Below are 24,455 nucleotides of genomic sequence, written 5' to 3' on the forward strand. Positions count from 1 at the left end.
CGCATAGAGGCGGTTGTGAAACAGAACCCGGACTTTGGCGCGTGCCACTTCCGGAAGGTTTTGCATGTCTCTCGTTGACGACGCCCGCTTCGCCATGCCCGCGAGCGAGTCCGCCGCCGATGTCACCCTCGTCGATGCCCCCGAGGTCGAGCTGTTCGACGCCGACCAGGACATCGACCCCGCCGCCGACCAGGACGCCGCCGACGAGGCCGCGACCGAGGAGAGCGCCGAGGCCGCCGAGCCCACCATCACCTTCGGCGACCTGGGCCTGCACGACGACGTCGTGCGCGCCCTCGCCAAGCGCGGCGTCACCACCCCGTTCCCGATCCAGGCCGCGACCATCCCGGACGCGCTGGCCGGCAAGGACGTGCTGGGCCGGGGCCGTACCGGCTCCGGCAAGACCCTCAGCTTCGGCCTGCCGCTGCTGACCCGCCTCGCCGGCGGCGAGCGCACCAAGCCCAAGCACCCGCGCGGCCTGATCCTCGTCCCGACCCGCGAGCTGGCCATGCAGGTCGCCGACGCGCTGGAGCCGTTCGGCTCGGTGCTCGGCCTCAAGCTCAAGGTCGTCTGCGGCGGCACCTCGATGTCGAACCAGATCTACGCGCTGGAGCGCGGCGTCGACGTCCTCGTCGCCACCCCCGGCCGCCTGCGCGACCTGCTGAACCGCGGCAGCGCCAAGCTGGGCGAGGTCAAGACCGTCGTGCTCGACGAGGCCGACCAGATGGCCGACATGGGCTTCCTGCCCGAGGTCACCGAGATCCTCGACCAGGTGCCGGCCGGCGGCCAGCGCCTGCTGTTCTCCGCCACCCTGGAGAACGAGATCGACAGCCTGGTCAAGCGCTACCTGAAGAACCCGGTCACCCACGAGGTCGACCCGTCGGCCGGCGCGGTCACCACCATGACCCACCACATCCTCGTGGTGAAGCCCAAGGACAAGGCGCCGATCACCAACGCGATCGCCGCCCGCAAGGGCCGCACGATCATCTTCGTCCGCACCCAGATGGGCGCCGACCGCGTCGCCGAGCAGCTCATCGAGGCCGGCGTGAAGGCCGACGCGCTGCACGGCGGCATGACCCAGGGCGCCCGTACCCGCGTCCTCGGCGACTTCAAGGACGGCTACGTCAACGTCGTCGTCGCGACCGACGTCGCCGCCCGCGGCATCCACGTCGACGGCATCGACCTGGTCCTGAACGTGGACCCGGCCGGTGACCACAAGGACTACCTGCACCGCTCCGGCCGCACCGCCCGCGCCGGCCGCTCCGGCGCCGTCGTCACCCTGGTGCTGCCGCACCAGCGCCGTGGCGTGTTCCGCCTGATGGAGGACGCGGGCGTCGACGCCTCGCGCCACATCCTCGACCACGCCTTCGACGCCGAGGTCGCCAAGATCACCGGCGCCCGTTCGCTGATCGAGGTCCAGGCCGAGAGCGCCGCAGGCATCGCCGGTGCCGCCGAGCGCGAGCTCGCCGACATGACCCGCCAGCTGGAGCGCGCGCAGCGCCGCGCCACCGAGCTGCGCGAGGAGGCCGACCGCCTGGCCGCCCGCGCCGCGCGCGAGCGGGCCGACCTGGGCATCGAGGACGAGGCGCCCGCCGCCGAGGCCGAGGCCGCCGAGACCGCCGAGGCCGCCGAGGTTCCCGCGGAGACGGCCGCCCCGGCCGCCGCCGTGACCGAGGAGCGGGCCCCGTCCTACCGCGAGGCGCGCACCGAGCGCCCGGCGTACAACCGTGACCGTGACGACCGCGGTGGCCGTTCCTTCGGTGACCGTGACAACCGCGGCGGTGGCTTCAACCGTGACCGTGACGACCGCGGCGGCCGCTCCGGTGGCTTCAACCGTGACGACCGTGGCGGCCGTTCCTTCGGTGACCGTGACAACCGTGGCGGTGGCTCCGGTGGCTTCAACCGTGACGACCGCGGTGGCCGTTCCTTCGGTGACCGTGACAACCGCGGCGGTGGCTTCAACCGTGACCGTGACGACCGCGGCGGCCGCTCCGGTGGCTTCAACCGTGACGACCGTGGCGGCCGTTCCTTCGGTGACCGTGACAACCGCGGCGGTGGCTCCGGTGGCTTCAACCGTGACGACCGCGGTGGCCGTTCCTTCGGTGACCGTGACAACCGTGGCGGTGGCTCCGGTGGCTTCAACCGTGACCGCGACGACCGCGGCGGCCGCTCCTTCGGCGACCGTCCGGCCCGCACCTTCGGTGACCGTCCGGCCTTCGGCCGCGACGAGCGTGGCGCCGCCGGCAGCAGCAGCCGTCCGTTCTCCCGCCGTGACGACCACCGCTCCGGTGGCCGCCCGCAGGCCTCCGGCGGCTTCAACCGTGACCGCGGCGACGACCGCGGTGGCCGCTCCGGCGGCTTCAACTCCGGTGGCTTCAACCGCGACGACCGCAAGCCGCGCTGGAAGAACTGACCCCGCGTAGCGCATCCGCGCCGACGCCCGACGGGCCCGCTCCACTTCGGTGGGGCGGGCCCGTCCGCGTTCCCCCGCCCGCCGGTCGCCGCGTTGTTCTGTCGGTGAGAATAACCGGTGGCGCGCGGGCGGCCCCGTCCCTTACGGTCACGGACATGAGCAGCAGACTGCATGGCGTGGCGGTGGTGAACGAGGAGATCGCCGAGCGGGGGAGCTACCGGGCAGCCGGGGGCGAACTCGTCCAGGTGACGGAGCGACTGGCGGCGGCCAGGGCGGGGACGGTGTCGTACCGGCCGCAGACGCTGGACGAGCTGCTGCGGGCGGCGGCGCCCGGGCCCGGTCCGGCCCCGGCGGCGTCGGGGGCGTCGGGGGCGTCGGGGGCGGCGGCCGTCGAGGTGACGGCCGAGGGCAGCATCGCGGCCGCCCGGCGCCTGGTGGCGGCCGGTGCGGGCCGGGTCGGGGTGCTCAACTTCGCCTCGGCGCGCAACCCGGGGGGCGGCTATCTGCGCGGCGCCCGGGCCCAGGAGGAGGACCTCTGCCGCAGCGCCCTGCTGTACACCTGCCTGCGCGAGGCCCCGGACTACTACGCGGCGCACCGCGCCAGTGACGACCTGCGGTACAGCCACCGGGTGATCGTCTCGCCCGACGTGCCGGTGATCCGGGGCGGGGACGGCGAGCTGCTGGCAGAGCCCTACCCGGTGACGTTCCTGACCTCGCCGGCGCCCAACGCCGGCCAGTTGGCACGGCGTTCGGCGGAGGTGGACGTCCGGGGGGTGCTCGCCGAGCGGGCGGTCCGGGTGCTCGCGGCGGCGGCCCGGCACGAGGTGCGCGCGCTGGTGCTGGGGGCCTGGGGCTGCGGGGTGTTCGGCAACGACCCGGCACAGGTGGCGGAGGCCTTCGAGGGGGCGCTGGCGCAGTACGGCGCGGCCTTCGAGCGGGTCGTGTTCGCGGTCTGGGACCGCACGCCCGTCTCGCCGAACCGGGCCGCTTTCGAGGCCAGGTTCGGCGCGGTGGCCGGCTGACGGGCGGCCGCCACCGGGGTCCGGGCGGGTCGGCTCAGCTCCGGCGGGAGCCCAGCACGCTCGCGGCGGTCGAGGCGGCGGCGACCACGCCGGTGACGGCGAGGACGGACGGCCAGGCGCCGATCCTCTTCGCCAGCGGATGCGAGCCGCCGAAGGCCGCCACGTAGAGGCCGGTCAGGGCGGCGGCGGTGGCCGCGCCCGAGCTGCGGTGCCACTGCGCGGCGGCGCCCGCCCCGGCCACGGCCAGGACGGCACCGCCCAGTTCGCGCTGGCCGGTCCACCGGGCGACGCCGTAGCCGCCGACCAGGCCGCTCGCCGCGGTCAGCGCGGCGGGCGCGGCGGTCGAGAGCACGTTCGGGATCCTCGCCATCGTCGACTCCACTCCTCGGCATCCTCGGATCGTCCGACCCTAACCCGCCGGACTCCCGGCCCTGGCTCCAGCCCGGCCCGGCTCCAGCCCGGCCCGGCTCCGGGCCGACGGGCGCCCCCTACCGGGTGGGGCCGCCCTAACGGCTACCGGAATGCCTCCTCGAACGGCAGGGCCCGCGCCGCCCGGGAGAGCCGGTCCGCGGCCTCGGCCGGTGCCAGCACCCGCTCCAGCCGGAGGTCCCCCGGCACCTGCTGGATGTACCGGCCCGCCGACCAACTGCGCTCGTACGCCTGCGGCTCCAGCACCAGGGTGCGGAAGCCGTCCACCACCGGGATGTCGCTCGGCGTGCCCTCGTTCCAGATCCACGTCCCGTCGGGCGCGACCAGGTTGAACGAGCCGTACGCGGTGACCCGGCGGCGCCCGTCCAGCTCCTCGGTCCGGCTGAGCGCGACGGCCTCCGGGTCCGGCGGGGAGCCGGGCAGGTGTCCGCCGCCGATCAGCACGTCGGCGAGCAGCGTGTGCAACTGGAAGTTGTCGGTCAGACCGTCCATCCGCAGCAGGTAGCCGGTACCGCTCGGGCGGTCCAGCACCAGCAGCGGCTCGTCGTCGAGCGTCTTCGCCAGGTGGTTCAGGCCCTTGAGGTCGTGCTGCCCCTCGCCGTAGCGGTCGATCAGTTCGAGCAGGACGTCCGTCACGCCGTCGGCCCGGGCCGCGGTGCGGACGGCCGCGTGGGTGCAGACCGCGAACGAGGCCATCTGCCACAGGTGGAGCGTCCACCAGCCGATCACCGCCCGGTGGGCGTGCCACTCGGCCAGCCGGTCCGGGTCCTCGATCCGGGCGTGCGCCAGGGCCGGGTCGTCCTCGTCCGGGTCGGGCAGGTCGCCGCCGCCGGTCTCGGCCCAGCGCTCGACCAGCAGCAGCGCGCCGCTCAGCGCTCCGCGCAGGCCCGCCAGCACCTGTCCGGCGCAGGCCACCGGGTCGGCGCCGCGCTCGACGCAGGCGCCCACCATCATCGCCAGCCGCGCCCGGGGGAACGGCGGCAGCTCCGGGAGCAGCGCCGCCAGCCGGGGGCCGACCGCCGCCGACTCGGCCTCGCCGGCCGGGCCCAGCAGCCCGCCGAGCCGTTGGAACGCGGCCGCCACCCGCTCGTCGTCGCCGGCCGCGACGGCCGCCTCCAGTTCGGCCGTCGCCCGGTCGAGGGCGGGTTGCTGACGGTCCGACGGATCCGGGGAGCCGTCGTGCGGGGGAATGCGGTCGGACACCATTCGCCGCAGCATAGGCGCCCGCCCGGCGGTGGCCCGCTACCGGGGGGCGACGATCCACCCACCGGCCCGGTCGGCCGTCGGGACTGCCCGGCCGAGCCGTCGGGGACGGGGGCGGCCGCCCCGGTGGGAGACTGCCGGCGTGACTGACCACGTGATCACGGACGGCCTCTACCGGGTGCGCAACGTCGGCAGCGGGCTGCTGCTGGAGGTCGCCGACGGGAGCCGCCGCAGCGGTGCCAAGGTCGTCCTCGGAGCGGAGAGCGGCTCCGAGGCCCAGCTCTGGCGGTTCGGCGCCGTCCACCCGGGTGGCGCCCTGTACCACGTCGAGAACGCCGCCAGCGGGAAGCGCCTGGACGTCACCGGTGCCTCCCCGGAGGACGGCGTCCTGATCCAGCAGTGGTCGCCCAACGCCTTCGGGGCGCAGGAATGGCTCCTCGAACACCACCTCGACGCTCCGGGCACCTACACCCTGACCAGCTTCATCAGCGGCAAGCCGCTCACCGCCACCACCCCCGGCAGTCCGGTCGAACAGCGCGAGGACGACGACTCGCCCGCGCAGTGGTGGCGCCTGGAGCGCCAGGGGTAGGGGGTGCCCCGCGGGCCGCGGCGGGGCGGCCCGCGGGCCCGGTCAGGCCGAGAGGTTGGTCCGGAGGGCGGTCAGCTCCTCGTCGGTGGTGCCGTGGGCGCGCAGGTAGTCGGTGACGGAGCCGTGCCGGGCCCGGATCCAGCTGAGGGACGAGGCCAGGAGCGGGGCGGAGATCGGGCGGGAGACGCGTTCGGTGCCGGTCTCGTCGAGGTAGGGGGTCGGGCCGTCGAGCAGGCCGAGGCCGGCGTTGGAGAGCAGGAAGTCGGCCATCAGCTCGGCCTCGGAGGCGCCCAGCAGGGACTGCACGACCGCGATGGTCAGACCGGTGCGGTCCTTGCCGACGGCGCAGTGCACGACGGCCGGTACGCCGCCGGGGGTACCGAGCCGGCGGATCGCGGCGACCAGCGAGGGGCCGGCGGTCTCGGCCATGAAGGGGTAGAGCTCGGCCTGGTCCTCGGGCCACGGACGGTCGATGTCCTCGCGGTTGGCCGGGAGGGTGGGGAGGCTGAGCGCCTCGTGGTCGAGCCCGAACCGCAGGTCGGGCCAGGTCGCCAGCTCGAAGGGGCTGCGCAGGTCGATCACGGTGCGCAGGCCGAGGTCCTTGAGCCGCTGGGCGCCCTCCGGCGTGAGGTTGTGGAAGGAGCCGGAGCGGTAGAGCACGCCCGTGCGCAGGGCGCCGACGCCCCCGGCGTCGCGGAAGTTGCGCACACCGGGGATGTCGAGGAACGCGGACGGCAGGTCGGGTTCACGGTCCGGCAGGTCGTCGGTCATGGCCTCCACCGTACGGGCGGGAGAGGCGGCCGGGGAAGGAAACGGACGGCGTCGTCTCAGCGGCCGCCGGAGACGTCCAGGAAGGTGCCCGTGCTGTACGAGGCGGCGGGGGAGAGCAGGTAGAGGATCGCCTCGGCGACCTCCTCCGGCCGTCCGCCCCGCCGCATCGGCAGCCCGGGCGCGACCCGGTCCACCCGGCCGGGCTCACCGCCCAGGGCGTGGATGTCGGTGTGGATCAGGCCGGGGCGCACGGCGTTGACCCGGATGCCCTCGGCGGCGACCTCCAGGGCGAGTCCGCGGGTCATCGAGTCGACGGCGCCCTTGGCGGCCGCGTAGTCCACGTACTCGTTCGGCGAGCCGAGCCGGGAGGCGGCGGAGGAGACGTTGACGATGGCGCCGCCGCACCCGCCGTACCGGGTGGACATCCGGCGGACGGCCTGCTTCGCGCAGAGGAACGGGCCGGTGATGTTGGAGGCCCAGATCCGGTTCAGCCGGTCCTCGTCGATCTCCTCCAGCCGGCACTGCTTCTCCAGCGTGCCGGCGTTGTTCACCAGGGCGGTGAGCGGGCCCAGTTCGGCGTCCACGGTGGCGAACAGCCGCTCCACCTCGGCGGTCCGGGTGACGTCGGCCCGGACGGCGAGGGCGGTACCGCCCCCGGCCCGGACGGCGTCCACCACGGCGGTGGCGGCGGCCTCGTCGGCGCGGTAGTTGACGCAGACCCGGTAGCCGCGCCGTCCGGCCAGCAGGGCGGTGGCCGCGCCGATGCCGCGCCCGGCACCGGTGACCAGGAGGACCTCGGGGCGGTCGGCGGCGGCGGGAGGAAGGGAGGAGTCCATGGTCCGCACGCTACCCCGGTGGCCGGCGGGAGCGGCCGACACCGGTTCGGGGCACCGGAATTCGTTCGCCCCGAGCGGCCCGGGCGGGGCACACTCCTCGGACCGCCGCGACCCCCGAGGAGACCTCATGCCCCCCGCACCCGGCACCGTCCTGCTCGCGGGCGTGGTCGGCTCGACCGCGTACGGCTTCGCGCACGCCGGCTCGGACGTCGACCGGCTCGGCCTGTTCGCCGCGCCGACCGAGGACTTCCACGGCCTGCACCGCCCGGCGGAGTCCCAGGTCACCACCGAGCCCGACACCACCCTGCACGAGGCCGCCAAGTGGTGCCGCCTGGCGCTCACCTGCAACCCGACCGCCTCCGAACTGGTCTGGCTGCCGGCGGACCTGTACGAAGTGCGCAGCCCGCTGGGCGAGGAGCTGATCGCGATCCGCGGCTCCTTCCTGAGCGCCACGGCCGTCCGGAACTCCTATCTCGGCTACGCCGACCAGCAGTTCCGCAAGCTGCTCGGCCGCGACACGGCGGACCCGGCCGGTCTCCGCCGGGCCGCCAAGCACGCCCGCCACCTGGTCCGGCTCACCGAGCAGGGCGTCCGGCTCCACGAGACGGGCGAGAACGTCGTCCGGCTGCCCGACCCGGAGCGGGTGCGCGCGCTCGGCGACCGCATCGCGGAACACCCTGCCGCCGCCGAGCCGCTGCTGGCCGCCGCCGCCGAACGCTTCGCCCGCCCCGGCGCCCTCCCCCCGGCGCCGGACCCGCGCCCGGCCGAGGCCTGGCTCCGCCGCGTCCGCGCCGCCCACTACACCCCGCCCGCCCAGGACGCCCCGCTCGTCCGCACCCCACCCGTCCCGGCCGCCCGCTGAGCCCGGCGCGTCCGCACAATCCACTGGCGGAGGCGTGGGCGCCAACGGGTAGGATCGCCCTGGCCCGCCCCGCACGGGGCGGCCGACGGGCCGCTAGCTCAATTGGCAGAGCTGCGGACTTTTAATCCGTAGGTTCAGGGTTCGAGCCCCTGGCGGCCCACCCGTGAAGGCCCCGGTCAGACACCGTCTGACCGGGGCCTTTCGGGTTTCCGGCAGCGGGCCGCCGGGCGGGCGGGGCGGCTCGCCGCCCGGTGCGCGGGTGAGTGTGCGTCAGGGGTTCGCGGTCCAGCCCGGACGGGTGGTGGGGGTCGGGCGTTCGGCCGAAGTGCCGTGGGGGCCGGGGGAGATGGGGGTGGGGTCCTGGTCGGGGGACGGGGGTGGGCGAGGCGGCTGGAATAATACGACCGGCTTGTATGCTCCGACAGGGGCTTGTGGTGCCTGCGGGGGCTCCGGGGGACGGGGTGGGAAGGGTCGCGGGGGCGTTCGTCGGTCATTACGACCTTCGTATGTGCAACCTGGGGGCGGCCCGGACCGTCCTTCTTGTATGCGGAGTGCCCGGTCGTGGGGCGTCGCGTCGGCCGGTGAAAGGTACACGGATGTCAGGTCAGTGGGGCGAGGGCCCGGCTCGTGGTGACGACGCGCCCGGCGCGCTCACGGCCGAGGGCGGCGACGGCGGGGTGCCGCAGCCGCGGGCCGGGGGCCGGGCGCAGGCGCGGCGCGCGGCGCAGGGCAAGGGGGGTCGGGTGGCCGGCGCGGCCGGCGCCGATGGGGCCGCGGCCGGCGGTGGCCGGGCGGCGGCCCGCAACAGCCGCAAGCCCAAGAAGAACGTGAAGAAGATCGTCGCCTGGTCGGCGGCCGGTGTGCTGGTGCTGATGGCCGGCGCGGGCGGCGCGATCTACCTCAAGCTCAACGCCAACATCAAGACCTTCGACGCGGACGCGATAGCCGGCGACCGGCCGCCGGAGGCGCAGGCCGACGCGGACGGCAACAAGCCGGTCAACGTCCTGCTGATCGGCTCGGACAGCCGCGGCAAGAACAACGCCGACCTGGGCGGCGGCGAGGACGGCGGCGCCCGCTCGGACACCACGATCCTGCTGCACGTCTACGCGGACCACAAGCACGCCGTCGGGATCTCCATCCCCCGCAACGCCATGGTGGCGATCCCGTCCTGCAAGCTCCCGGACGGCAAGTGGACCAAGGCCGCCACCAGCGACCTGTTCAACGCGGCGTTCTCGAAGGGCGAGAGCGACGACGGCAACCCCGCCTGCACCCAGAACACGGTGGAGAAGCTCACCGGCATCCGGGTGGACCACACCATCGTGGTGGACTTCCAGGGCTTCTCCGCGATGACGAAGGCCGTCAACGGGGTCGACGTCTGCCTGCCGAAGCCGATCTACGAGAACGACATCAACCCCAAGCTCCCCAAGAAGGGCGCCGTCGTCCTGCCGCAGGGCAAGCAGAAGGTCGAGGGCCAGCAGGCGCTGAACTTCGTCCGGCTGCGGTACGGCATCGGGGACGGCTCCGACATCGGCCGGATGAAGCGGCAACAGGCCTTCCTCGGCTCGCTCGCCTCCAGCATCAAGAGCCAGGGCCTCAACCCCACCACGCTGCTCCCGCTCGCGGACGCCGCCACCAAGTCGATGACCGTGGACCCGGGCCTCGGCTCCGCCGACAAGCTGCTCTCCTTCGGCCTCTCGCTGAAGAACATCGACATGCACGAGCTCAAGTTCGTGACGCTGCCCTGGCGCTACCGCACCCAGGACAAGAACATCGACATCATCCAGCCGGACGCCAACAAGCTCTGGGACACCCTCAAGGCCGACCGGACCATCGACGGTCAGAACGCCACCGGCCAGCAGACCGACGCGCCGGCCGCACCGACCGACGCCGGCTCGCCGAGCGCTCCGGCGGCGCCGACCACGCCGCCCGCCGCGGCCTCCGACCCGGGCAACGCCGCGGTCAAGGTGTCCGTCTACAACGGCACCACCACCACCGGGCTGGACGGCAAGGCGAGCGAGGCGCTCAAGGCGGCCAAGTTCACCGCCACCAAGGCCGGCCCGGCGGCCAGCACCAAGTACGCGACCACGATGATCGAGTACGGCTCCGGGCAGAAGGCCAACGCCGAGAAGGTCGCCGAGCTGTTCCCGGGGGCCACCGTCGAGGCGGCCAAGTCGGCCGGCATCACCGTGATCGTCGGCAAGGACTTCGCGGCGGCGAACGGCGGTGGCGCGGCCGCCCCCGGTACCGCCGCGGCCCCCGGCACCGCGGCCGCCCCCTCGGTGCCGGCCCCGCTGCCCACCAGCGTGACCAACGACGCCCGCTCGGCGGACGAGGACATCTGCGCCGACGTCTCCTACGGCTGACCCGACCGGCGGGAGAGCGCCCGCGGCGGCCCCCGTCCGCCGCCCGCGTCCGGGTGGCCCGCCGGGTCGCCGTCCGGTGGCGGGATCGCGGTGGCCCGGTGAAGGTGGGCGGTGTACCGCCCGCCGGTCGCGCCGCCGCCCGGGCCTCCGCCCGCGTCGCGGCCCGGGGCCCGGGCTCCGGGCACCCCGGCCGGTCGTGGCGGAGGACGAGGAACCCGTACTCCCGGAGGCCCAGAAATGCCCGAAGTGACCGCTCCGTACGCGCCCGGCACCCCGTGCTGGATCGACCTGATGGCGAGCGACCAGCAGGCCGCCCTCGACTTCTACCGCGACCTGTTCGGCTGGCAGGGGGAGGTCGGCCCGCCCGAGTTCGGCGGCTACGCCGTATGCGCGCTGAACGGGAAGCCGGTGGCCGGGATCATGGCGCAGATGGCGCCCGAGGGCCAGCCCCTCCCGCCCGTCGGCTGGACCACCTACCTGGCCTCGGACGACGCCGACGCCGCCGCCCGGTCCGTCGCCGAGAGCGGCGGCACGATCCTGTACCCGGTGATGGACGTCGGCACCGTCGGCCGGATGCTGGTCGCGGCGGACCCGACCGGCGGGGTGTTCGGCGTCTGGCAGAAGGTCGACTTCATCGGCGCGGGCGTCGTGAACGAGCCCGGCGCGCTGGTCTGGAACGAGCTCAACACCACCGACACCGACGCGGCCGGGGCGTTCTACCAGCGGGCGCTGGGCCTGAGCCCGGCCGCCCTGGAGAGCGTGGAGGGGTACTACTCGCTGAGTGTCGGCGACCGCTCGGTGGGCGGCATGCAGCGGCTCCCGGACTACCTGCCGCCCGGCACGCCCCCGCACTGGCTGACCTACTTCTCGGTGGACGACACCGACTCCACCGTGGACGCCCTGGTCCGGGGCGGCGGTTCGGTGCTCCAGCCGCCGTTCGACATGGCGGCCGGGCGGATGGCCGTCGTCCAGGACCCGCAGGGCGCCGTCTTCGCAGTGATCGCCTCGCCCACCGCGCCGTAGCCACCGCGCCCTAGCCAGTCACGTCGTAGCCCGTCACGGCGTAGCTCGTCACGGCGTAACCCACCGCGCCGTAATCACGCCGTCGCGCCCCGTAGTCGCGGCGCCCCCGGAAGCCTCCCGTTCCCGCGACGCGCCGCCGGGAATGGGAGGCTTCCCCGGTTTCGCGGGTAAGACTGCACCCATGCTGGGGCTTCCGGACGACATCCGCGCTTTCCTCTTCGACCTCGACGGGGTGCTCACTCAGACCGCCAAGGTGCACGCGGCGGCCTGGAAGGACACCTTCGACGCCTTCCTGCGCGCCGAAGCGGCCCGCACCGGTGGGCAGTTCGTCCCCTTCGACGCCGTGACCGACTACGACACCCACGTCGACGGCCGCCCGAGACTCGACGGCACCCGGGCCTTCCTGCACAGCCGGGGCATCGACCTCCCCGAGGGCACCGACGCCGACCCGCCCGGGGCCCGCACCGTGCACGGCGTCAGCCTGGCCAAGAACGAGACCGTGCTGCGGATGATCCGCGAGCAGGGCGTCCAGCCGTACGACGGTTCGGTCGCCTACGTGCGGCGGCTGCGCGGGCTCGGGCTGCCCGCCGCGGTGGTCTCCTCCAGCGCCAACTGCCGGGACGTGCTGCGCGCCGCCGGCATCGAGGAGCTGTTCGAGGTGGTCGTGGACGGCGTGGTGGCGAAGCGGGACGGCCTGCCGGGCAAGCCCGCGCCGGACACCTACCTGGCCGCCGCCCGGGCCCTGGGCGTCGAGCCCGCGCACGCCGCGGTCTTCGAGGACGCGCTCGCCGGGGTCGCCTCCGGCCGGGCCGGCGGCTTCGGCACGGTGGTGGGCGTGGACCGCACCGGCCAGGCCGACGAACTGCGCCGCCACGGCGCCACCGTGGTCGTCGCCGACCTCGCCGAGCTGCTCGAAGGAGGTGCGGCATGACCGGGCTGGACAACTTCGCCGTCGATCCCTGGCAGATCACCGAACAGGGCCTCGACCTGGGTGCGATGGCCCGCGCCGAGTCCGTCTTCGCGCTCTCCAACGGCCACATCGGCCTGCGCGCCAACCTGGACGAGGGCGAGCCGCACGGCCTGCCCGGCACCTATCTGAACGGCGTCTTCGAGCTGCGGCCGCTGCCGTACGGCGAGGGCGGCTACGGCTACCCGGAGTCCAGCCAGAGCGTCATCAACGTGACCAACGGCAAGATCATCCGGCTGCTGGTGGACGACGAGCCCTTCGACCTGCGCTACGGCGAACTGCTCAGCCACCGGCGCTGGTTGGACTTCCGGACCGGGCTGCTGCGGCGCGAGGCGGAGTGGACCTCCCCGGCCGGTCGGACCATCAAGGTGCACTCGACCCGGCTGGTCTCCCTCACCCAGCGGGCGATCGCCGCCGTGGAGTACACCGTGGAGGCGGTGGACGGTCCGGTCCGGATCGTCCTGCAGTCGGAGCTGGTCGCCAACGAGCAGCTGCCCGGCGGCGCCGAGAGCGACCCGCGGGCCTCCGCCGTGCTGGAGGCGCCGCTGCTCGCCGAGGCGCACCACGCGGGCGGCACCAAGGCCGTCCTGGTGCACCGGACCCGCTACAGCGGCATCCGGGTCGCGGCCGGGATGGACCACATCATCGACGGCCCGGACCGGCTGGACACCGTCGCCGAGGCCGAGGCGGACAACTGCCGGATCAGTGTCACCACCCTGCTCGAACCGGGCGAGAAGCTGCGGCTGGTGAAGTTCATGTCCTACGGCTGGTCCGCGACCCGCTCGCTGCCCGCCGTGCGGGACCAGGTGGAGGCCGCGCTGACCGCGGCCCGGTACACCGGCTGGGACGGCCTGGTGACCGAGCAGGCCGGGTTCCTGGAGGAGTTCTGGGAGACCAGCGACATCGAGGTCGAGGGCGACGTCGAGCTCCAGCAGGCCGTCCGGTTCGCCGTCTTCCACGTCCTCCAGGCCGGTGCCCGCAGCGAGGAACGGGCCATCCCCGCCAAGGGGCTGACCGGCCCGGGCTACGACGGGCACAGCTTCTGGGACACCGAGACCTTCGTCCTGCCGGTGCTCACCTACTGCCTGCCGAGCGCCGTCAACCAGGCGCTGCGCTGGCGGCACACCACGCTGCCGCTGGCCCGCGAGCGCGCGGTCCAACTCGGCCTCGCCGGAGCGGTGTTCCCCTGGCGGACGATCCGCGGCGAGGAGTGCTCCGGCTACTGGCCGGCCGGCACGGCGGCGTTCCACATCGGCGCGGACATCGCGGCCGCCGTCTCCCGCTACGTGCGCGCCACCGGGGACGTCGAGTTCGAGCGCGAGTACGGGCTGGAGCTGCTGGTCGAGACCGCCCGGATGTGGCGCTCGCTCGGCCACCACGACGCGGCCGGCAACTTCCGCATCGAGGGCGTCACCGGCCCGGACGAGTACAGCGCCGTCGCCGACAACAACGTGTTCACCAACCTGATGGCGCAGAGCAACCTGCGCGCCGCCGCCGAGGCCGCCGCCCGGCACCCGCACGAGGCGGCCGCGCTCGGGGTGGACACCGAGGAGACCGCCGCCTGGCGGGACGCCGCCGCCGCGATGTTCGTCCCCTACGACGAGAACCTCGGCGTCCACCCGCAGGCCGACGGCTTCACCGACCACCAGGTCTGGGACTTCGAGCACACCCCGGCGCAGAACTACCCGTTGCTGCTGCACTATCCGTACTTCGACCTGTACCGCAAGCAGGTGGTCAAGCAGGCCGACCTGGTGCTCGCCATGCAGGTGCGCGGGGATGCGTTCACCGACGAGCAGAAGGCCCGCAACTTCGCCTACTACGAGCGGCTGACCGTCCGCGACTCCTCACTGTCCGCCTGCACCCAGGCGGTGATCGCGGCCGAGGTCGGACAGTTGGACCTCGCGTTCGACTACACCGCCGAAGCCGCCCTGATGGACCTGCACGACCTCGGAGGCAACACCGGCGACGGTCTGCACATGGCCTCGCTGGCCGGGGCCTGCATCGCCCTGGTGGCCGGGTTCGGCGGGTTGCGGGACCACGGCGAGGCACTCTCCTTCCGGCCCCGGCTGCCACCCGGGCTGATGCGGCTGAGCTTCTCGCTGATGGTGCGCGGCCAGCTGCTCGGGGTGCGGATCACCCACGCGGGCACGACGTACACGCTGCGCCGCGGCGAGGTGATCCACCTGCGCCACGACGGCGAGGGGGTGCAGGTGAAGGTCGGGTCGCCGGTCACCCTGCCGACCACCGTGCCGCCCGCCCAGGAGCGGTGCAGCCAGCCGCCGGGCCGCGAGCCGGCCCGGCGCCAGCCGCAGGCCGGGGTGATCGGCGGCACCCTGGGCCCCGGGCCGGAGCACCTCGCGGCCGAGTGACGCCCGGCCCCGCCCGTCACCCCTTCGGCCCGGCCGGGGTGCGGCGCGGGGCGCTCCGCCGGAGGGTGCAGGTGTCCCGTGGCAACCGGCGGCCGGTGAAGGAGCGCCCCGTGGTGAGTGTGGCCGAGCAGATGGTCGAGGTGCTCCGGCAGGCCGGGGTGGAGCGGGTCTACGGCGTGGTGGGGGACAGCCTCAACCCGGTGGTGGACGCCATCCGCCGGGCCGAGGGGATCAGCTGGGTGCACGTCCGCAACGAGGAGGCCGGCGCCTTCGCGGCGGCCGCCGAGGCCGAGCTGAGCGGGCGGCTGGCCGTCTGCGCGGGCTCCTGCGGGCCCGGCAACACCCACCTGATCCAGGGCCTGTACGACGCCCAGCGCAGCGGCCTGCCGGTGCTGGCGCTGGCCTCGCACATCCCGTCCGGGCAGATCGGCACCGGCTTCTTCCAGGAGACCCACCCCGAGCGGGTGTTCACCGACTGCAGCAGCTGGTGCGAGACGGTGTCCACGCCCGCGCAGCTGCCCCGGCTGCTGCGGATCGCGATCCAGCACGCGCTGGGCGCGCACGGCGTCTCCGTCCTGGCCTTCCCCGGCGACATCGCCGCGCTGCCGGCCGCCGGGCCGACCGGCAGCAGCCACTTCCTCACCGAGCAGGCGGTCGCGGCGCCGCCCTGGGACCAGGTCCGGGCGCTCGCCCGCGCCCTCAACGGGGCCCGGAAGGTCACCCTGTTCTGCGGCGCGGGCGTCCGCGGGGCGCACGCCGAGGTGATGGCGGTCGCGCAGGCCCTGAACGCGCCGGTCGGGCACTCCCTGCGCGGCAAGGAATGGATCCAGTTCGACAATCCGTTCGACGTCGGCATGAGCGGCCTGCTCGGCTACGGCGCCTGCCACGAAGCGCTGCACTCCGCCGACCTGGTCGTGCTGCTCGGCACCGACTTCCCCTACGACTCCTTCCTCCCGCAGGCCCGCACCGTCCAGGTGGACCACGACGCCACCCGGCTCGGCCGCCGCACCCCGCTGGAGCTGGCCGTCCACGGCGACGTCTCGGCCACCCTGCGCGCGGTCCTGCCGCTGCTGGAGCCCAGGGACGACCGCGCCTTCCTGGACGAGCTGCTGGACAAGCACTGCCGCTCGCTGGAGGACGTCGTCGGCGCCTACACCCGGGACATCGAGAAGCACCTGCCGATCCACCCCGAGTACGTCGCCTCGGTGCTGGACGAAGTCGCCGCCGACGACGCGGTGTTCACCGTGGACACCGGGATGAACAACGTCTGGGCCGCCCGCTACCTCCAGCCCAACGGCCGCCGCCGGGTGATCGGCTCCTTCCTGCACGGCTCGATGGCCAACGCGCTGCCGCACGCGATCGGCGCCCAGCTGGCCTGCCCCGGCCGGCAGGTCGTCTCGATGTCCGGGGACGGCGGGCTCTCGATGCTGCTCGGCGAACTGCTCACGGTGGTGCGCCACCGGCTGCCGGTGAAGACGGTGGTCTTCAACAACGGCGCGCTCGGCATGATCAAGCTGGAGATGCTGGTCTCCGGCTACCCCGAGGCGGAGATCGACAACGGGGACGTGGACTACGCGGGGATCGCCCGGGCGATGGGCATCCCGGCCAAGCGCGTGACCGACCCGGCGCGGGTGCGGGAGGTGCTCACGGAGGCGCTGGAGCGGCCCGGTCCGGCGCTGGTGGACGTGGTCACCGACCCCAACGCGCTCTCCATCCCGCCGCGCATCACGGCCGCCCAGCTGAAGGGCTTCGCGCTGGCCGCCGGGCGGACGGTGCTCTCCGGCGGGGTCGGCCGCATGATCGACCTGGCCCGGAGCAACCTGCGGAACATCCCCCGCCCGTAGGGCCGCTCCAGCCCCGTCGAGGGGGACCCGCGGGGGTTTGCCTCTGAGGCAAGTTTCTTGCCCGCACGGCAGGCGGGGTGTCCACTGGTCACATGACCACCAGCCCAGCCGGCCCCTCCACCCCCGGCGACCGGACCGACGACCTGGAGGTCGCCGGCCTCGCCGCGAGGCTGCGCGAGCACCGGCTCGGCAGCCGCCTCACCCTGGAGGTCGCCGCCTCCCGGGTCGGACTCTCCCCAGCTTATCTGTCCCGGCTGGAGACCGGCCGGCGCCAGCCCTCACTGCCCGTCCTGCTCGGACTCGCCCGCGCCTACGGCACCTCCGTCTCCGGCCTCCTCGGCGAGTCCCCGGCCGAGGCGGACCCGGTGGTGCGCGGCGGCGCGATCGACCCCGGTCGCGCGGGCGGCTGGGGCTACCGCCGGGCCGGCGCGCCCGGGCGGGCGATGCAGGCGCTGCGGGTGCACGTCCCCCCGGGCGTGCAGGACGCGGTGGTCCGGGTCCACCCCGGTGAGGAGTGGCTGTACGTCCTGCAGGGCCGGCTGCGGCTGACCCTCGGCGACCGCACCCACCTGCTCGACGAGGGCGACTCCGCGCACTTCGACTCGCTCACCCCGCACTGCATCGCCGCCGACTCGGCGGACGGGGTGGAGCTGCTCTTCGTGCACACCCTGCTGCAGAGCCCCGGCGGCGAACTCTGCCTCGGCGGCGGCCCCGCAGCCCCGCACTGACCCACCGTCGGACCTCCTGGAGGAGATCTCCCATGGCTGATCCCACCACCGTCACCACCGTTACCGCCGTTACCGCCGCCGCCGCCGCGACTCCCGTCGCGGCCGCCGCCGACGCCCCGAAGACCGTCGACGCCGGCAAGTGGGCCAACCGCCGGGTCGGCATCCGGGTGCTGATCTACATGGTCGCCACGCACGCCTTCGCCGGCTTCATCATGCTGCTCTTCGAGCTGGGCAACCGGAACAAGTAGCCGGTGGGATAAGGCTGTTCAACAGCCCCGGCCGACCCGGTCAGGCCGTCCGCAGCAGCTCGCAGAGCGCGTCCAGGGCGGCCGGGAAGAGCCGGTCGTGCGGCGTGGCGTAGCCGACCACCAGGGCCGGCGAGGCGTCCGGGGCGAGCGCCGGGTCGGCCAGGTGCCAGGAGAGGCCGGTGACGGCCAGGTCGAGCGTCCCGGCGCGGGCCAGCAGTTCGGCCTCCGTCGGCGCCCCGGGCGGCAGTTGCAGCACGGCGTGGAGCCCGGCGGCGATGCCCGTCACCCGGACGTGCGGGGCGCGTTCGGCCAGTGCCGCCACGAGCGCGTCGCGGCGCCGCCGGTAGTGCAGCCGGCAGCGGCGCACGTGCCGGTCGTAGGTGCCGGAGGTGATCAGCTCGGCGAGGGTCAGCTGGTCCAGCACGGGGGACATGGTGTCCGCCAGCTGCTTCCGCCGGGCCACCGGCTCGACCAGGGCGTCCGGCAGGGCGAGCCAGGCCAGCCGCAGGCCGGGCGCCAGGCTCTTGGCCGCGGTGCCCGCGTACACCACCCGTTCCGGGTCGAGCGCCTGCATCGCCCCGAGCGGCTGCCGGTCGTAGCGGAACTCGCCGTCGTAGTCGTCCTCGATCACGTACCCGTCCTGCTCGCGGGCCCAGCCGACGGCCGCCGACCGGCGTTCGGCGGCCAGCGCGGCGCCGGTCGGGTACTGGTGGGCGGGGGTGAGCAGGACGGCCGCGTCCCGCCGGGCGCCGAGCAGGTCCGTCCGGGCCCCCGCGCAGTCCACCGGCAGCGGCGCCGGGGTCAGCCCCGCGGCCCGGACCATCTCGCGCTGCGGGGGCAGACCGTACCCCTCGACCGCCAGGGTGCGGGTCCCGCGCGTCCGGGCCGGACCGCGCTCGCGCAGGGCGGCGCAGAGCAGGCCGATGCCCTGGGTGAAGCCGGAGCAGATCAGCAGGTGGTCCGGGTCGGTCCGGACGCCGCGCACCCGGGCGAGGTAGTCGGTGAGCGCCTGCCGCAGCTCGATCCGCCCGAGCGGGCTGCCGTAGCCGAAGGCCTCGTGCGGCGCGGTGGCGAGCGCCCGCCGCGCGGCGGTCAGCCAGGCGGTGCGCGGGAAGAGCGAGACGTCCGGCCGCCCGGGCGTCAGGTCGTGGCGGGCGGTCCGGCGCTCGGGCGGCGCCTCGGCCGGGCGACGGCCGGACCGCGGGGCGGTCCGCCCGGCCACCGTGGTGCCCGAGCCCTGCCGCGAGGCGAGCCACCCCTCGGCGGTCAGCTGCCCGTACGCCTCGACCACGGTGTTGCGGGCGATCCCGAGGTCCTCGCCGAGCGCCCGGGAGGAGGGCAGGCGCGTCCCCGGGGCCAGCCGGCCGTCCTGCACGGCCTCCCGCAGCGCGTCCTCCAGGGCCGCCCGCAGGCCGACCCCGGCGGCCCGCCGGCCACTGAGGTCGAGGTGCAGATCGCCGCCGAACGCGGTCCAGGAGGTGGTGCTCATGGGGAGGGCCGATCCGTGCGGGGCGCTGTGCCGTCCGGGTTGTGTCCGTAGGGGATTATCGCGTGGCCGCGGGCGGCTGGGCGGCGGCCCCGCCCCCCGCGCCGCCGGTCGGTGCCGGTCGGTGCCGGTGCGCGGGCCCGCACCGCGGTCAGCCCCAGGTCGCGCCGGCGGGCTCCCTGGATGGTGGCGTTCAGCCGGTTGAAGAGGTTGGTCAGGCCGATCATCAGAATGATCGCGGAGAGCTGCTCCTCGTTGAAGTGGTCGGCGGCCTCGTCCCAGACCGCGTCCGGCACGGCCGGGCCGGAACGGTCGGCCAGCCGGGTGGCCGCCTCGGTCAGGGCGAGGGCCGCGCGCTCCTCCCCGGTGAAGAAGGGGGCCTCGCGCCAGGCGGCGACGGCGTGCAGGCGCTCGTCGGTCTCACCGGCCTTCTTCGCGTTGGTCACCCCGGCGAAGACGCACGCGGAGCAGCCGTTGATCTGGCTGGCCCGCAGGTGCACCAGCTCCATGATCTGGGGCGGGACGCCGCCCTGGTACATGGCCTTGTAGATGTTCTGGATGCCCTTCATCGCGTCGGGCAGGACCATCGCGGGGTTCTTCATCCGAGCGGTCACGGCGTTTCCTCCGTCGCGTCAGGAGCCCGAGTGCCTTGCGCGCCGGGCCGGTTATCGTCCTTCACTGCACCGACGGATCGCGGAACGGGGATGTGACAGGTGAGCGGGAACGAATGTCTGGCCGGGCAGTTCGAGGAGCACCGGCTCCAACTGAGGGCGGTCGCCTACCGGATGCTGGGCTCGCTCAGCGAGGCCGAGGACGCCGTCCAGGAGACGTGGTTGAAGCTGGACCGCTCGGACGTCAGCGCCGTGCAGAACCTCGGCGCCTGGCTGACCACCGTGGTCGGCCGGGTCTGCCTGGACCTGCTGCGCTCGCGCACCGCGCGGCGCGAGGACCCGCTGGACGGGCCGGACGGGCAGGAGGGCGCGGTCCGGCTGCCCGATCCGGTGGTCGGCGCCTTCGGCGTCGTGGACCCGGAGCAGGAGCTCCTGATGGCCGACTCGGTCGGGATCGCGCTGATGATCGTGCTGGACACGCTCGCCCCGGCGGAGCGGCTCGCCTTCGTCCTGCACGACCTGTTCGCCGTCCCGTTCGACGAGATCGCGCCGATCCTCGGCCGCACCTCCGCCTCCACCCGCCAACTGGCCAGCCGGGCCCGCCGCCGCGTCCAGGGCGCCGCGCCCGCCCAGGACGGCGACCTGAACCGCCGCCGCGAGGTGGTGGACGCCTTCCTCAGCGCCGCGCGCGGCGGCGACTTCGACGCCCTCCTCGCGCTGCTCGACCCCGGGATCGTGGCCCGCTCGGACGGCGGCGCCCTGCGGCCGAGCACGCTGCGCCGCGGTGCGGCCGAGGTCGCCTCGCAGGCGATCACCTTCGCCCGCTTCGCCGAGAACGCCCGCCCGGTGCTCGTCAACGGCGCGCCCGGGGTGCTGTCCTTCGCGGACGGCAAGCCGCTGTCGCTCATGGCGTTCACCATCCGGGACGGCCGGGTCACCGCGCTCGACATCCTCACCGATCCGGAGCGGCTGGCCCGGATCGACCTGGGGCCGATCCTCGGCGGCTGAGCGGCTGAGCGGCCGGTCGGGGCGGCGGGCGCACCCACGCGCCCGCCGCCCCGACCGGAACGTCCACCGGCCACCGAAGGGGTGCGTTCCCGTTCGTCCCGGGGAGCGGCTCACTGGGGCGGCCGGTGGGACCGAATCGATGGAGTAGTCGGGAGAGGAAGCGAGAAGGGCCGGAAGTAAGTGGCAGTAAAGGCTGGACAAGGTGACTGGCGGTCTGTCAGGATCAGGGCTGTCGCCAGGGAACAGGGCCGGCGGCCACACCAGGGGAGGACCACATGTCGCAGGGCGACCAGCCGCAGTTCGTCTCGGTACCGGTGCCGAGTCAGTACGTCACACAGGTGTACGCCTACCTGGCCGGGCTGACCGGCGCCACGGCGGGTGCCCCGACGGCCGCCGGGGCGGGCGGCGCTCCTCCGGCGCCCCCGGCCGCGCCGGAGGAGGGGGCGGCCGGGGAGCCCGGCAAGCTCCCGGTCGTCGAGTGGACCGTCGAGGACTTCCGCCGGCTGATGATCGAGCCGCTGGGATCGGTGCAGGTGGTGGCCCGGGTGCTGGACGTGCTGGCAACCCAGCCCGACGCACGGGTGAGCTACACCGAACTGGCCACCCGGCTGGGCCTGGAGAAGAAGAGCCTGCAAGGCAACCTCGCCGCCTTCACCCGCGCGGTGCACCGGCACTACCACCGTCGCAACTGGCCGATGACCTGGGTGGAGGCGCTCACGAGCGAGCCGGGCCTCAAGTCGGAGTTCTTCTACACCGTCAACGCGACCCTCGCGAGGCGCTGGCTGGAGGCCCGGGCGCAGGGCTGAACGACTCGCCCCGGCCGGGACGGGGGAGTCTGCCAGTTACTCCACTCGTCTATCCGATCCGGCGCCAGCCGCCGGGCGTGCCCGGCTCCGTCACCGGGGTCGGGCCGAAGTCGTACCGCGGCCCGTCGGGCCCGAAGGCGAGCAGCGAGATCGAGGACGAGCCCCAGATCCGCCCGTCGCCGAACTCCCGTCGCTGGACCAGCGCGGCCGGATCGTCGAGCGCCAGGCCGTCGCCGGAGACGATCGGCAGCCAGGCGCCCCAGGCCTGCTCGGTCGTGGTGGGGCCGGGCCGCGGCGCGGGCCGGACGGCGGCCCGGAAGCGGGCCCGGAAGTGCGCGGCGCGGGCGGCCATCAGCGAGCGGACCAGTTCGGACGCGGTGCGGTCCGCCGCCAGCCCCTCCGGTCCGTCGTTGAGCACCACGCTCAGCCCGACCGGCAGGTCGCGTTCCGCCAGGATGCTGCCGCCCCAGCTCAGTACCCGTGCGCCGGCCCGGCCGGCGAGGACGAGGTGGAACGGGTCGTACCGCTCCAGGTCGACGCCGGCGAGGCCGCCGTCCCGCAGGGCGATCAGCGGCAGCTCCCCGCGCGAGAGCCGGGCCCGGGCGGGTGCCATGGCCCCGAAGCCGTTCAGCAGACAGGCCGCGGCCGGCCCCGCGGTGCCCGGCTCCGTGGCCCCGGGCACCGCGGCCCCCGGTTCGATGGCGAGCCACGTCCCGCCCGCCGCAAGGTCGAGCCCGCCGACGGCCGCCGGGTGCGCGGGCCAGTGGTGGTCCGGCGGGGACCACCGCCGCCCGGCGTACTCGTCCCGCACCGACAGCAGCAGCACGGGCACCGATGCCGACGGTTCGATGCTGACGAACGCGGTACACACGATCCTGGCCCCCTGACCTCGCCCACCCCGGGCGGCCCGGCTGCACCACCCTCCCCGCGATCCTCGCACGATCGTTCGGACCCGGGCAGGTCCGGGCCCTCGCCCTCCGGCGCCCGCCGTGCCACACTCGGGCGAGCCGCCCGAGGGCCTGCCCCGACCGTGAAGTGGCCCACGATCTCTCGGCCCGAATGTGCCAGGGAGCCAGTCCAGTCGGACCCTAGGCTGGCCGGTATGACGACGAACGACAACGCCACCGTGTCCGCCCCCGAGCAGCGGATCTCCCTCCCCGACCTCGCCCCCGAGTTCTACCGGGCCATGATCGCCCTGGACCGCGCCGCCCAGCAGGGCGTCGACCCCGTCCTCGCCGAGCTGGTCAAGGTGCACGCGTCGATGCTCAACGGCTGCTCCTTCTGCATCGACATGCACGCCACGGACGCCCTGAAGAACGGCGAGCAGAACCACCGGCTGCTCTCCCTGCCGGCCTGGCGGGAGACGTCCTGGTTCACCGCCGAGGAGCGGGCCGCCCTCGCGCTGACCGAGTCGGTCACCCTGCTGACCCAGGGGCACGTGCCGGACGCCGTCTACCAGGAGGCCGCCGAGCACTTCGAGCAGGCCGAGCTGGCCCAGCTGATCGCGCTGATCATCGCCATCAACTCCTGGAACCGGATCGGCGTCACCTCCCGCCTCAGCCCCGCCGCGAAGTAGGGTGCCCGGCATGACGACCACTCAGCACGAGCTGGCCCGAGCCCTCCACGCCCTGCACCGCCCCGGCGAGCCCCTGGTGCTCGCCAACGTGTGGGACGCGGTGGGCGCCCGGCTGGTCGCCGCCGCCGGTGCCCGGGCCGTCGCGACGGCCAGCGCGAGCGTCTCCTGGACGCTCGGCAGCGCGGACGGCGACGCGGCCGACCGCGCCGAGGTGCTGGCCCAGACCGCGCTGATCGTGCGCTCGGTCGCGCTGCCGGTGACGGCGGACCTGGAGAGCGGCTTCGGCGCGACGGCCGCCGAGGTCGGCGAGACCGTCACCGCGCTGCTCGGCACCGGCGCGGTCGGGGTGAACCTGGAGGACGGGGGGCGCCCCGCCGCCGAGGCGGCCGAACGGATCGCGGCCGCCCGGGCCGCCGCCGACACGGCCGGCGTCCCGCTCTTCGTCAACGGCCGCACCGATGTGTTCCTGAAGCAGCTCGGCGACCCGGCCGGCCGGCTGGACGAGGCCGTCGACCGCCTGCGGGCGTACGTCGCGGCCGGCGCGGACGGCGTGTTCGTGCCCGGGGTCGCGGACCCGGAGACGATCGCCGCCCTGGTGGCCGCAGTCCCGGTGCCGCTGAACGTCCTGGCCGGGCCGGGCTCACCGTCCGTACCGGAGCTGGCGAAGCTCGGCGTGGCCCGGGTCAGCCTCGGGCCGGGCCTGGCCAGGGCGGCGTACGCGGCGGTGCGCCGCGCCGCCGAGGAGGTGTACTCCGAGGGGACGTACACCGCGCTCGACGGCGGGCTCACCTACCAGGAGCTGAACGCCCTCGCGCAGGGCTGACCCGGAGCCGGCGTCCGGACCCGACCGCGAAGTCGGCGACGGACGCCGACCGCTGTGCGCCCCGAGCGGCGCGCAGCGGTGGCGGCCGCTTCGGAAGGAGAGCTGGGAGAGCCGGGAGAGCCGGGAGAGCCGGGAGAGCCGGGAGACCACGGGGCCCGGGAGCCACAGGGGAGCTCCCGGACCGCCGGGTCCCCGCGCCGGACCGCTCAGCCGATCTGCCCGCTGAGGCCCGGGTGGGTCAACTGGTTGGTGCCGATCGCCTCCACCTCCTGCGCGGCGTGACCGACCAGCGGGAGCTTGCCGGCCTCCTTCAGGGCGAGGTCGCCCGGGGAGAGGTTGAGGCCGCTGGAGAGCCCGTCCAGGGCGTCCGGCGACGTGGCGGTGGAGGTCGTGGCCGACGCGGCCGGGGCGGCCAGGGCGAGGCCTGCCATGGTGAGGGCGGCCAGGGTGGCGAGTTTCTTCATGGAACCCCCAACGACCC

22 protein-coding genes, 1 tRNA gene and 1 pseudogene are annotated in these 24,455 nt (G+C 74.6%); 16 read left to right on the top strand and 8 right to left on the bottom strand.

The window, feature by feature from the left end:
• Positions 1–64: 64 nt before the first annotated feature.
• Positions 65–2,410: a DEAD/DEAH box helicase gene (locus OG618_RS20750; protein ID WP_329489028.1), complete on the top strand. Its 2,346-nt coding sequence runs from the start codon at positions 65–67 to the stop codon at positions 2,408–2,410.
• Positions 2,411–2,565: 155 nt separating this feature from the next.
• Positions 2,566–3,432: a TIGR02452 family protein gene (locus OG618_RS20755; RefSeq protein ID WP_329489029.1), complete on the top strand. Its 867-nt coding sequence runs from the start codon at positions 2,566–2,568 to the stop codon at positions 3,430–3,432.
• A 34-nt stretch (positions 3,433–3,466) separates the two neighbouring features.
• Here the strand turns inward: OG618_RS20755 and OG618_RS20760 are convergent, their stop codons facing one another.
• Both OG618_RS20760 and OG618_RS20765 read right to left on the bottom strand, forming a co-directional pair.
• Positions 3,467–3,802: a hypothetical protein gene (locus OG618_RS20760; protein ID WP_329489030.1), complete on the bottom strand. Its 336-nt coding sequence runs from the start codon at positions 3,800–3,802 to the stop codon at positions 3,467–3,469.
• Between the two features lie 143 nt (positions 3,803–3,945).
• Positions 3,946–5,067 carry a hypothetical protein gene (locus OG618_RS20765; protein WP_329489031.1) on the bottom strand — a complete coding sequence of 374 codons (1,122 nt, stop codon included), beginning with the start codon at positions 5,065–5,067 and terminating at the stop codon, positions 3,946–3,948.
• A 139-nt stretch (positions 5,068–5,206) separates the two neighbouring features.
• Between OG618_RS20765 and OG618_RS20770 the strand changes: the two genes are divergently transcribed.
• Positions 5,207–5,653: an RICIN domain-containing protein gene (locus tag OG618_RS20770; RefSeq protein WP_329489032.1), complete on the top strand. Its 447-nt coding sequence runs from the start codon at positions 5,207–5,209 to the stop codon at positions 5,651–5,653.
• Between the two features lie 42 nt (positions 5,654–5,695).
• Here the strand turns inward: OG618_RS20770 and OG618_RS20775 are convergent, their stop codons facing one another.
• Both OG618_RS20775 and OG618_RS20780 read right to left on the bottom strand, forming a co-directional pair.
• Positions 5,696–6,424, bottom strand: coding sequence for a tyrosine-protein phosphatase (locus OG618_RS20775; protein ID WP_329489033.1), 729 nt, complete (start codon positions 6,422–6,424; stop codon positions 5,696–5,698).
• A 56-nt stretch (positions 6,425–6,480) separates the two neighbouring features.
• Positions 6,481–7,260 (bottom strand): SDR family oxidoreductase, encoded by a 780-nt coding sequence (locus OG618_RS20780; protein ID WP_329489034.1) that lies wholly within the window; start codon positions 7,258–7,260, stop codon positions 6,481–6,483.
• A gap of 127 nt (positions 7,261–7,387) precedes the next feature.
• Between OG618_RS20780 and OG618_RS20785 the strand changes: the two genes are divergently transcribed.
• The 9 genes from OG618_RS20785 (at position 7,388) to OG618_RS20825 (ending at position 17,664) form a co-directional block, all read left to right on the top strand.
• On the top strand, positions 7,388–8,122 hold the full coding sequence (locus OG618_RS20785) for a nucleotidyltransferase domain-containing protein (protein ID WP_329489035.1): 735 nt from the start codon (positions 7,388–7,390) through the stop codon (positions 8,120–8,122).
• Between the two features lie 87 nt (positions 8,123–8,209).
• Positions 8,210–8,282, top strand: a tRNA-Lys gene (locus OG618_RS20790).
• Between the two features lie 436 nt (positions 8,283–8,718).
• Positions 8,719–10,485 carry an LCP family protein gene (locus OG618_RS20795; RefSeq protein ID WP_329489036.1) on the top strand — a complete coding sequence of 589 codons (1,767 nt, stop codon included), beginning with the start codon at positions 8,719–8,721 and terminating at the stop codon, positions 10,483–10,485.
• A 237-nt stretch (positions 10,486–10,722) separates the two neighbouring features.
• Positions 10,723–11,508, top strand: coding sequence for a VOC family protein (locus OG618_RS20800; RefSeq protein WP_329489037.1), 786 nt, complete (start codon positions 10,723–10,725; stop codon positions 11,506–11,508).
• 181 nt (positions 11,509–11,689) lie between these two features.
• Entirely contained in the window at positions 11,690–12,439 is a 750-nt protein-coding gene (locus OG618_RS20805) for an HAD family hydrolase (RefSeq protein ID WP_329489038.1), read from the top strand.
• Positions 12,436–14,844 carry a glycoside hydrolase family 65 protein gene (locus OG618_RS20810; protein ID WP_329489039.1) on the top strand — a complete coding sequence of 803 codons (2,409 nt, stop codon included), beginning with the start codon at positions 12,436–12,438 and terminating at the stop codon, positions 14,842–14,844. Before OG618_RS20805 ends, OG618_RS20810 begins: the two co-directional genes overlap by 4 nt.
• A 131-nt stretch (positions 14,845–14,975) precedes the next feature.
• Positions 14,976–16,688: a pyruvate dehydrogenase gene (locus OG618_RS20815; RefSeq protein ID WP_396491268.1), complete on the top strand. Its 1,713-nt coding sequence runs from the start codon at positions 14,976–14,978 to the stop codon at positions 16,686–16,688.
• A gap of 92 nt (positions 16,689–16,780) precedes the next feature.
• Positions 16,781–17,416: a helix-turn-helix domain-containing protein gene (locus OG618_RS20820; protein WP_329489041.1), complete on the top strand. Its 636-nt coding sequence runs from the start codon at positions 16,781–16,783 to the stop codon at positions 17,414–17,416.
• A 32-nt stretch (positions 17,417–17,448) separates the two neighbouring features.
• A complete protein-coding gene (locus tag OG618_RS20825) occupies positions 17,449–17,664 on the top strand; it encodes a DUF6126 family protein (RefSeq protein ID WP_329489042.1) in 216 nt (71 codons plus the stop codon).
• A gap of 40 nt (positions 17,665–17,704) precedes the next feature.
• On the opposite strand, the gene pdxR is transcribed toward OG618_RS20825, so the two are convergent.
• Entirely contained in the window at positions 17,705–19,153 is a 1,449-nt protein-coding gene (gene pdxR, locus OG618_RS20830; protein ID WP_329489043.1) for a MocR-like pyridoxine biosynthesis transcription factor PdxR, read from the bottom strand.
• A 148-nt stretch (positions 19,154–19,301) separates the two neighbouring features.
• A pseudogene (locus OG618_RS20835) lies at positions 19,302–19,752 on the bottom strand (carboxymuconolactone decarboxylase family protein).
• A gap of 111 nt (positions 19,753–19,863) precedes the next feature.
• Here OG618_RS20835 and OG618_RS20840 point away from each other — a divergent pair.
• Together OG618_RS20840 and OG618_RS20845 are read left to right on the top strand one after the other, a co-directional pair.
• The gene (locus OG618_RS20840) at positions 19,864–20,769 is read left to right on the top strand and encodes a sigma-70 family RNA polymerase sigma factor (protein WP_329489044.1); all 906 of its coding nucleotides are present in this window, start codon (positions 19,864–19,866) and stop codon (positions 20,767–20,769) included.
• Positions 20,770–21,044: 275 nt separating this feature from the next.
• On the top strand, positions 21,045–21,575 hold the full coding sequence (locus tag OG618_RS20845; protein WP_329489045.1) for a hypothetical protein: 531 nt from the start codon (positions 21,045–21,047) through the stop codon (positions 21,573–21,575).
• 49 nt (positions 21,576–21,624) lie between these two features.
• Here the strand turns inward: OG618_RS20845 and OG618_RS20850 are convergent, their stop codons facing one another.
• Positions 21,625–22,446, bottom strand: a complete 822-nt coding sequence (locus tag OG618_RS20850; protein ID WP_329489046.1) for an NRDE family protein — start codon at positions 22,444–22,446, stop codon at positions 21,625–21,627.
• A gap of 231 nt (positions 22,447–22,677) precedes the next feature.
• Here OG618_RS20850 and OG618_RS20855 point away from each other — a divergent pair, with 231 nt between their 5' ends.
• Entirely contained in the window at positions 22,678–23,151 is a 474-nt protein-coding gene (locus OG618_RS20855) for a carboxymuconolactone decarboxylase family protein (RefSeq protein ID WP_329489047.1), read from the top strand.
• 10 nt (positions 23,152–23,161) lie between these two features.
• The gene (locus OG618_RS20860) at positions 23,162–23,974 is read left to right on the top strand and encodes an isocitrate lyase/PEP mutase family protein (RefSeq protein ID WP_329489048.1); all 813 of its coding nucleotides are present in this window, start codon (positions 23,162–23,164) and stop codon (positions 23,972–23,974) included.
• Between the two features lie 206 nt (positions 23,975–24,180).
• Here OG618_RS20860 and OG618_RS20865 read toward each other — a convergent pair whose 3' ends face one another.
• Complete coding sequence (locus tag OG618_RS20865; protein ID WP_329489049.1) at positions 24,181–24,438, bottom strand: hypothetical protein; 258 nt, start codon at positions 24,436–24,438, stop codon at positions 24,181–24,183.
• Positions 24,439–24,455 lie beyond the last annotated feature (17 nt).

The sequence above is a fragment of the Kitasatospora sp. NBC_01246 genome, from assembly GCF_036226505.1.
Classification (GTDB): Bacteria; Actinomycetota; Actinomycetes; order Streptomycetales; family Streptomycetaceae; genus Kitasatospora.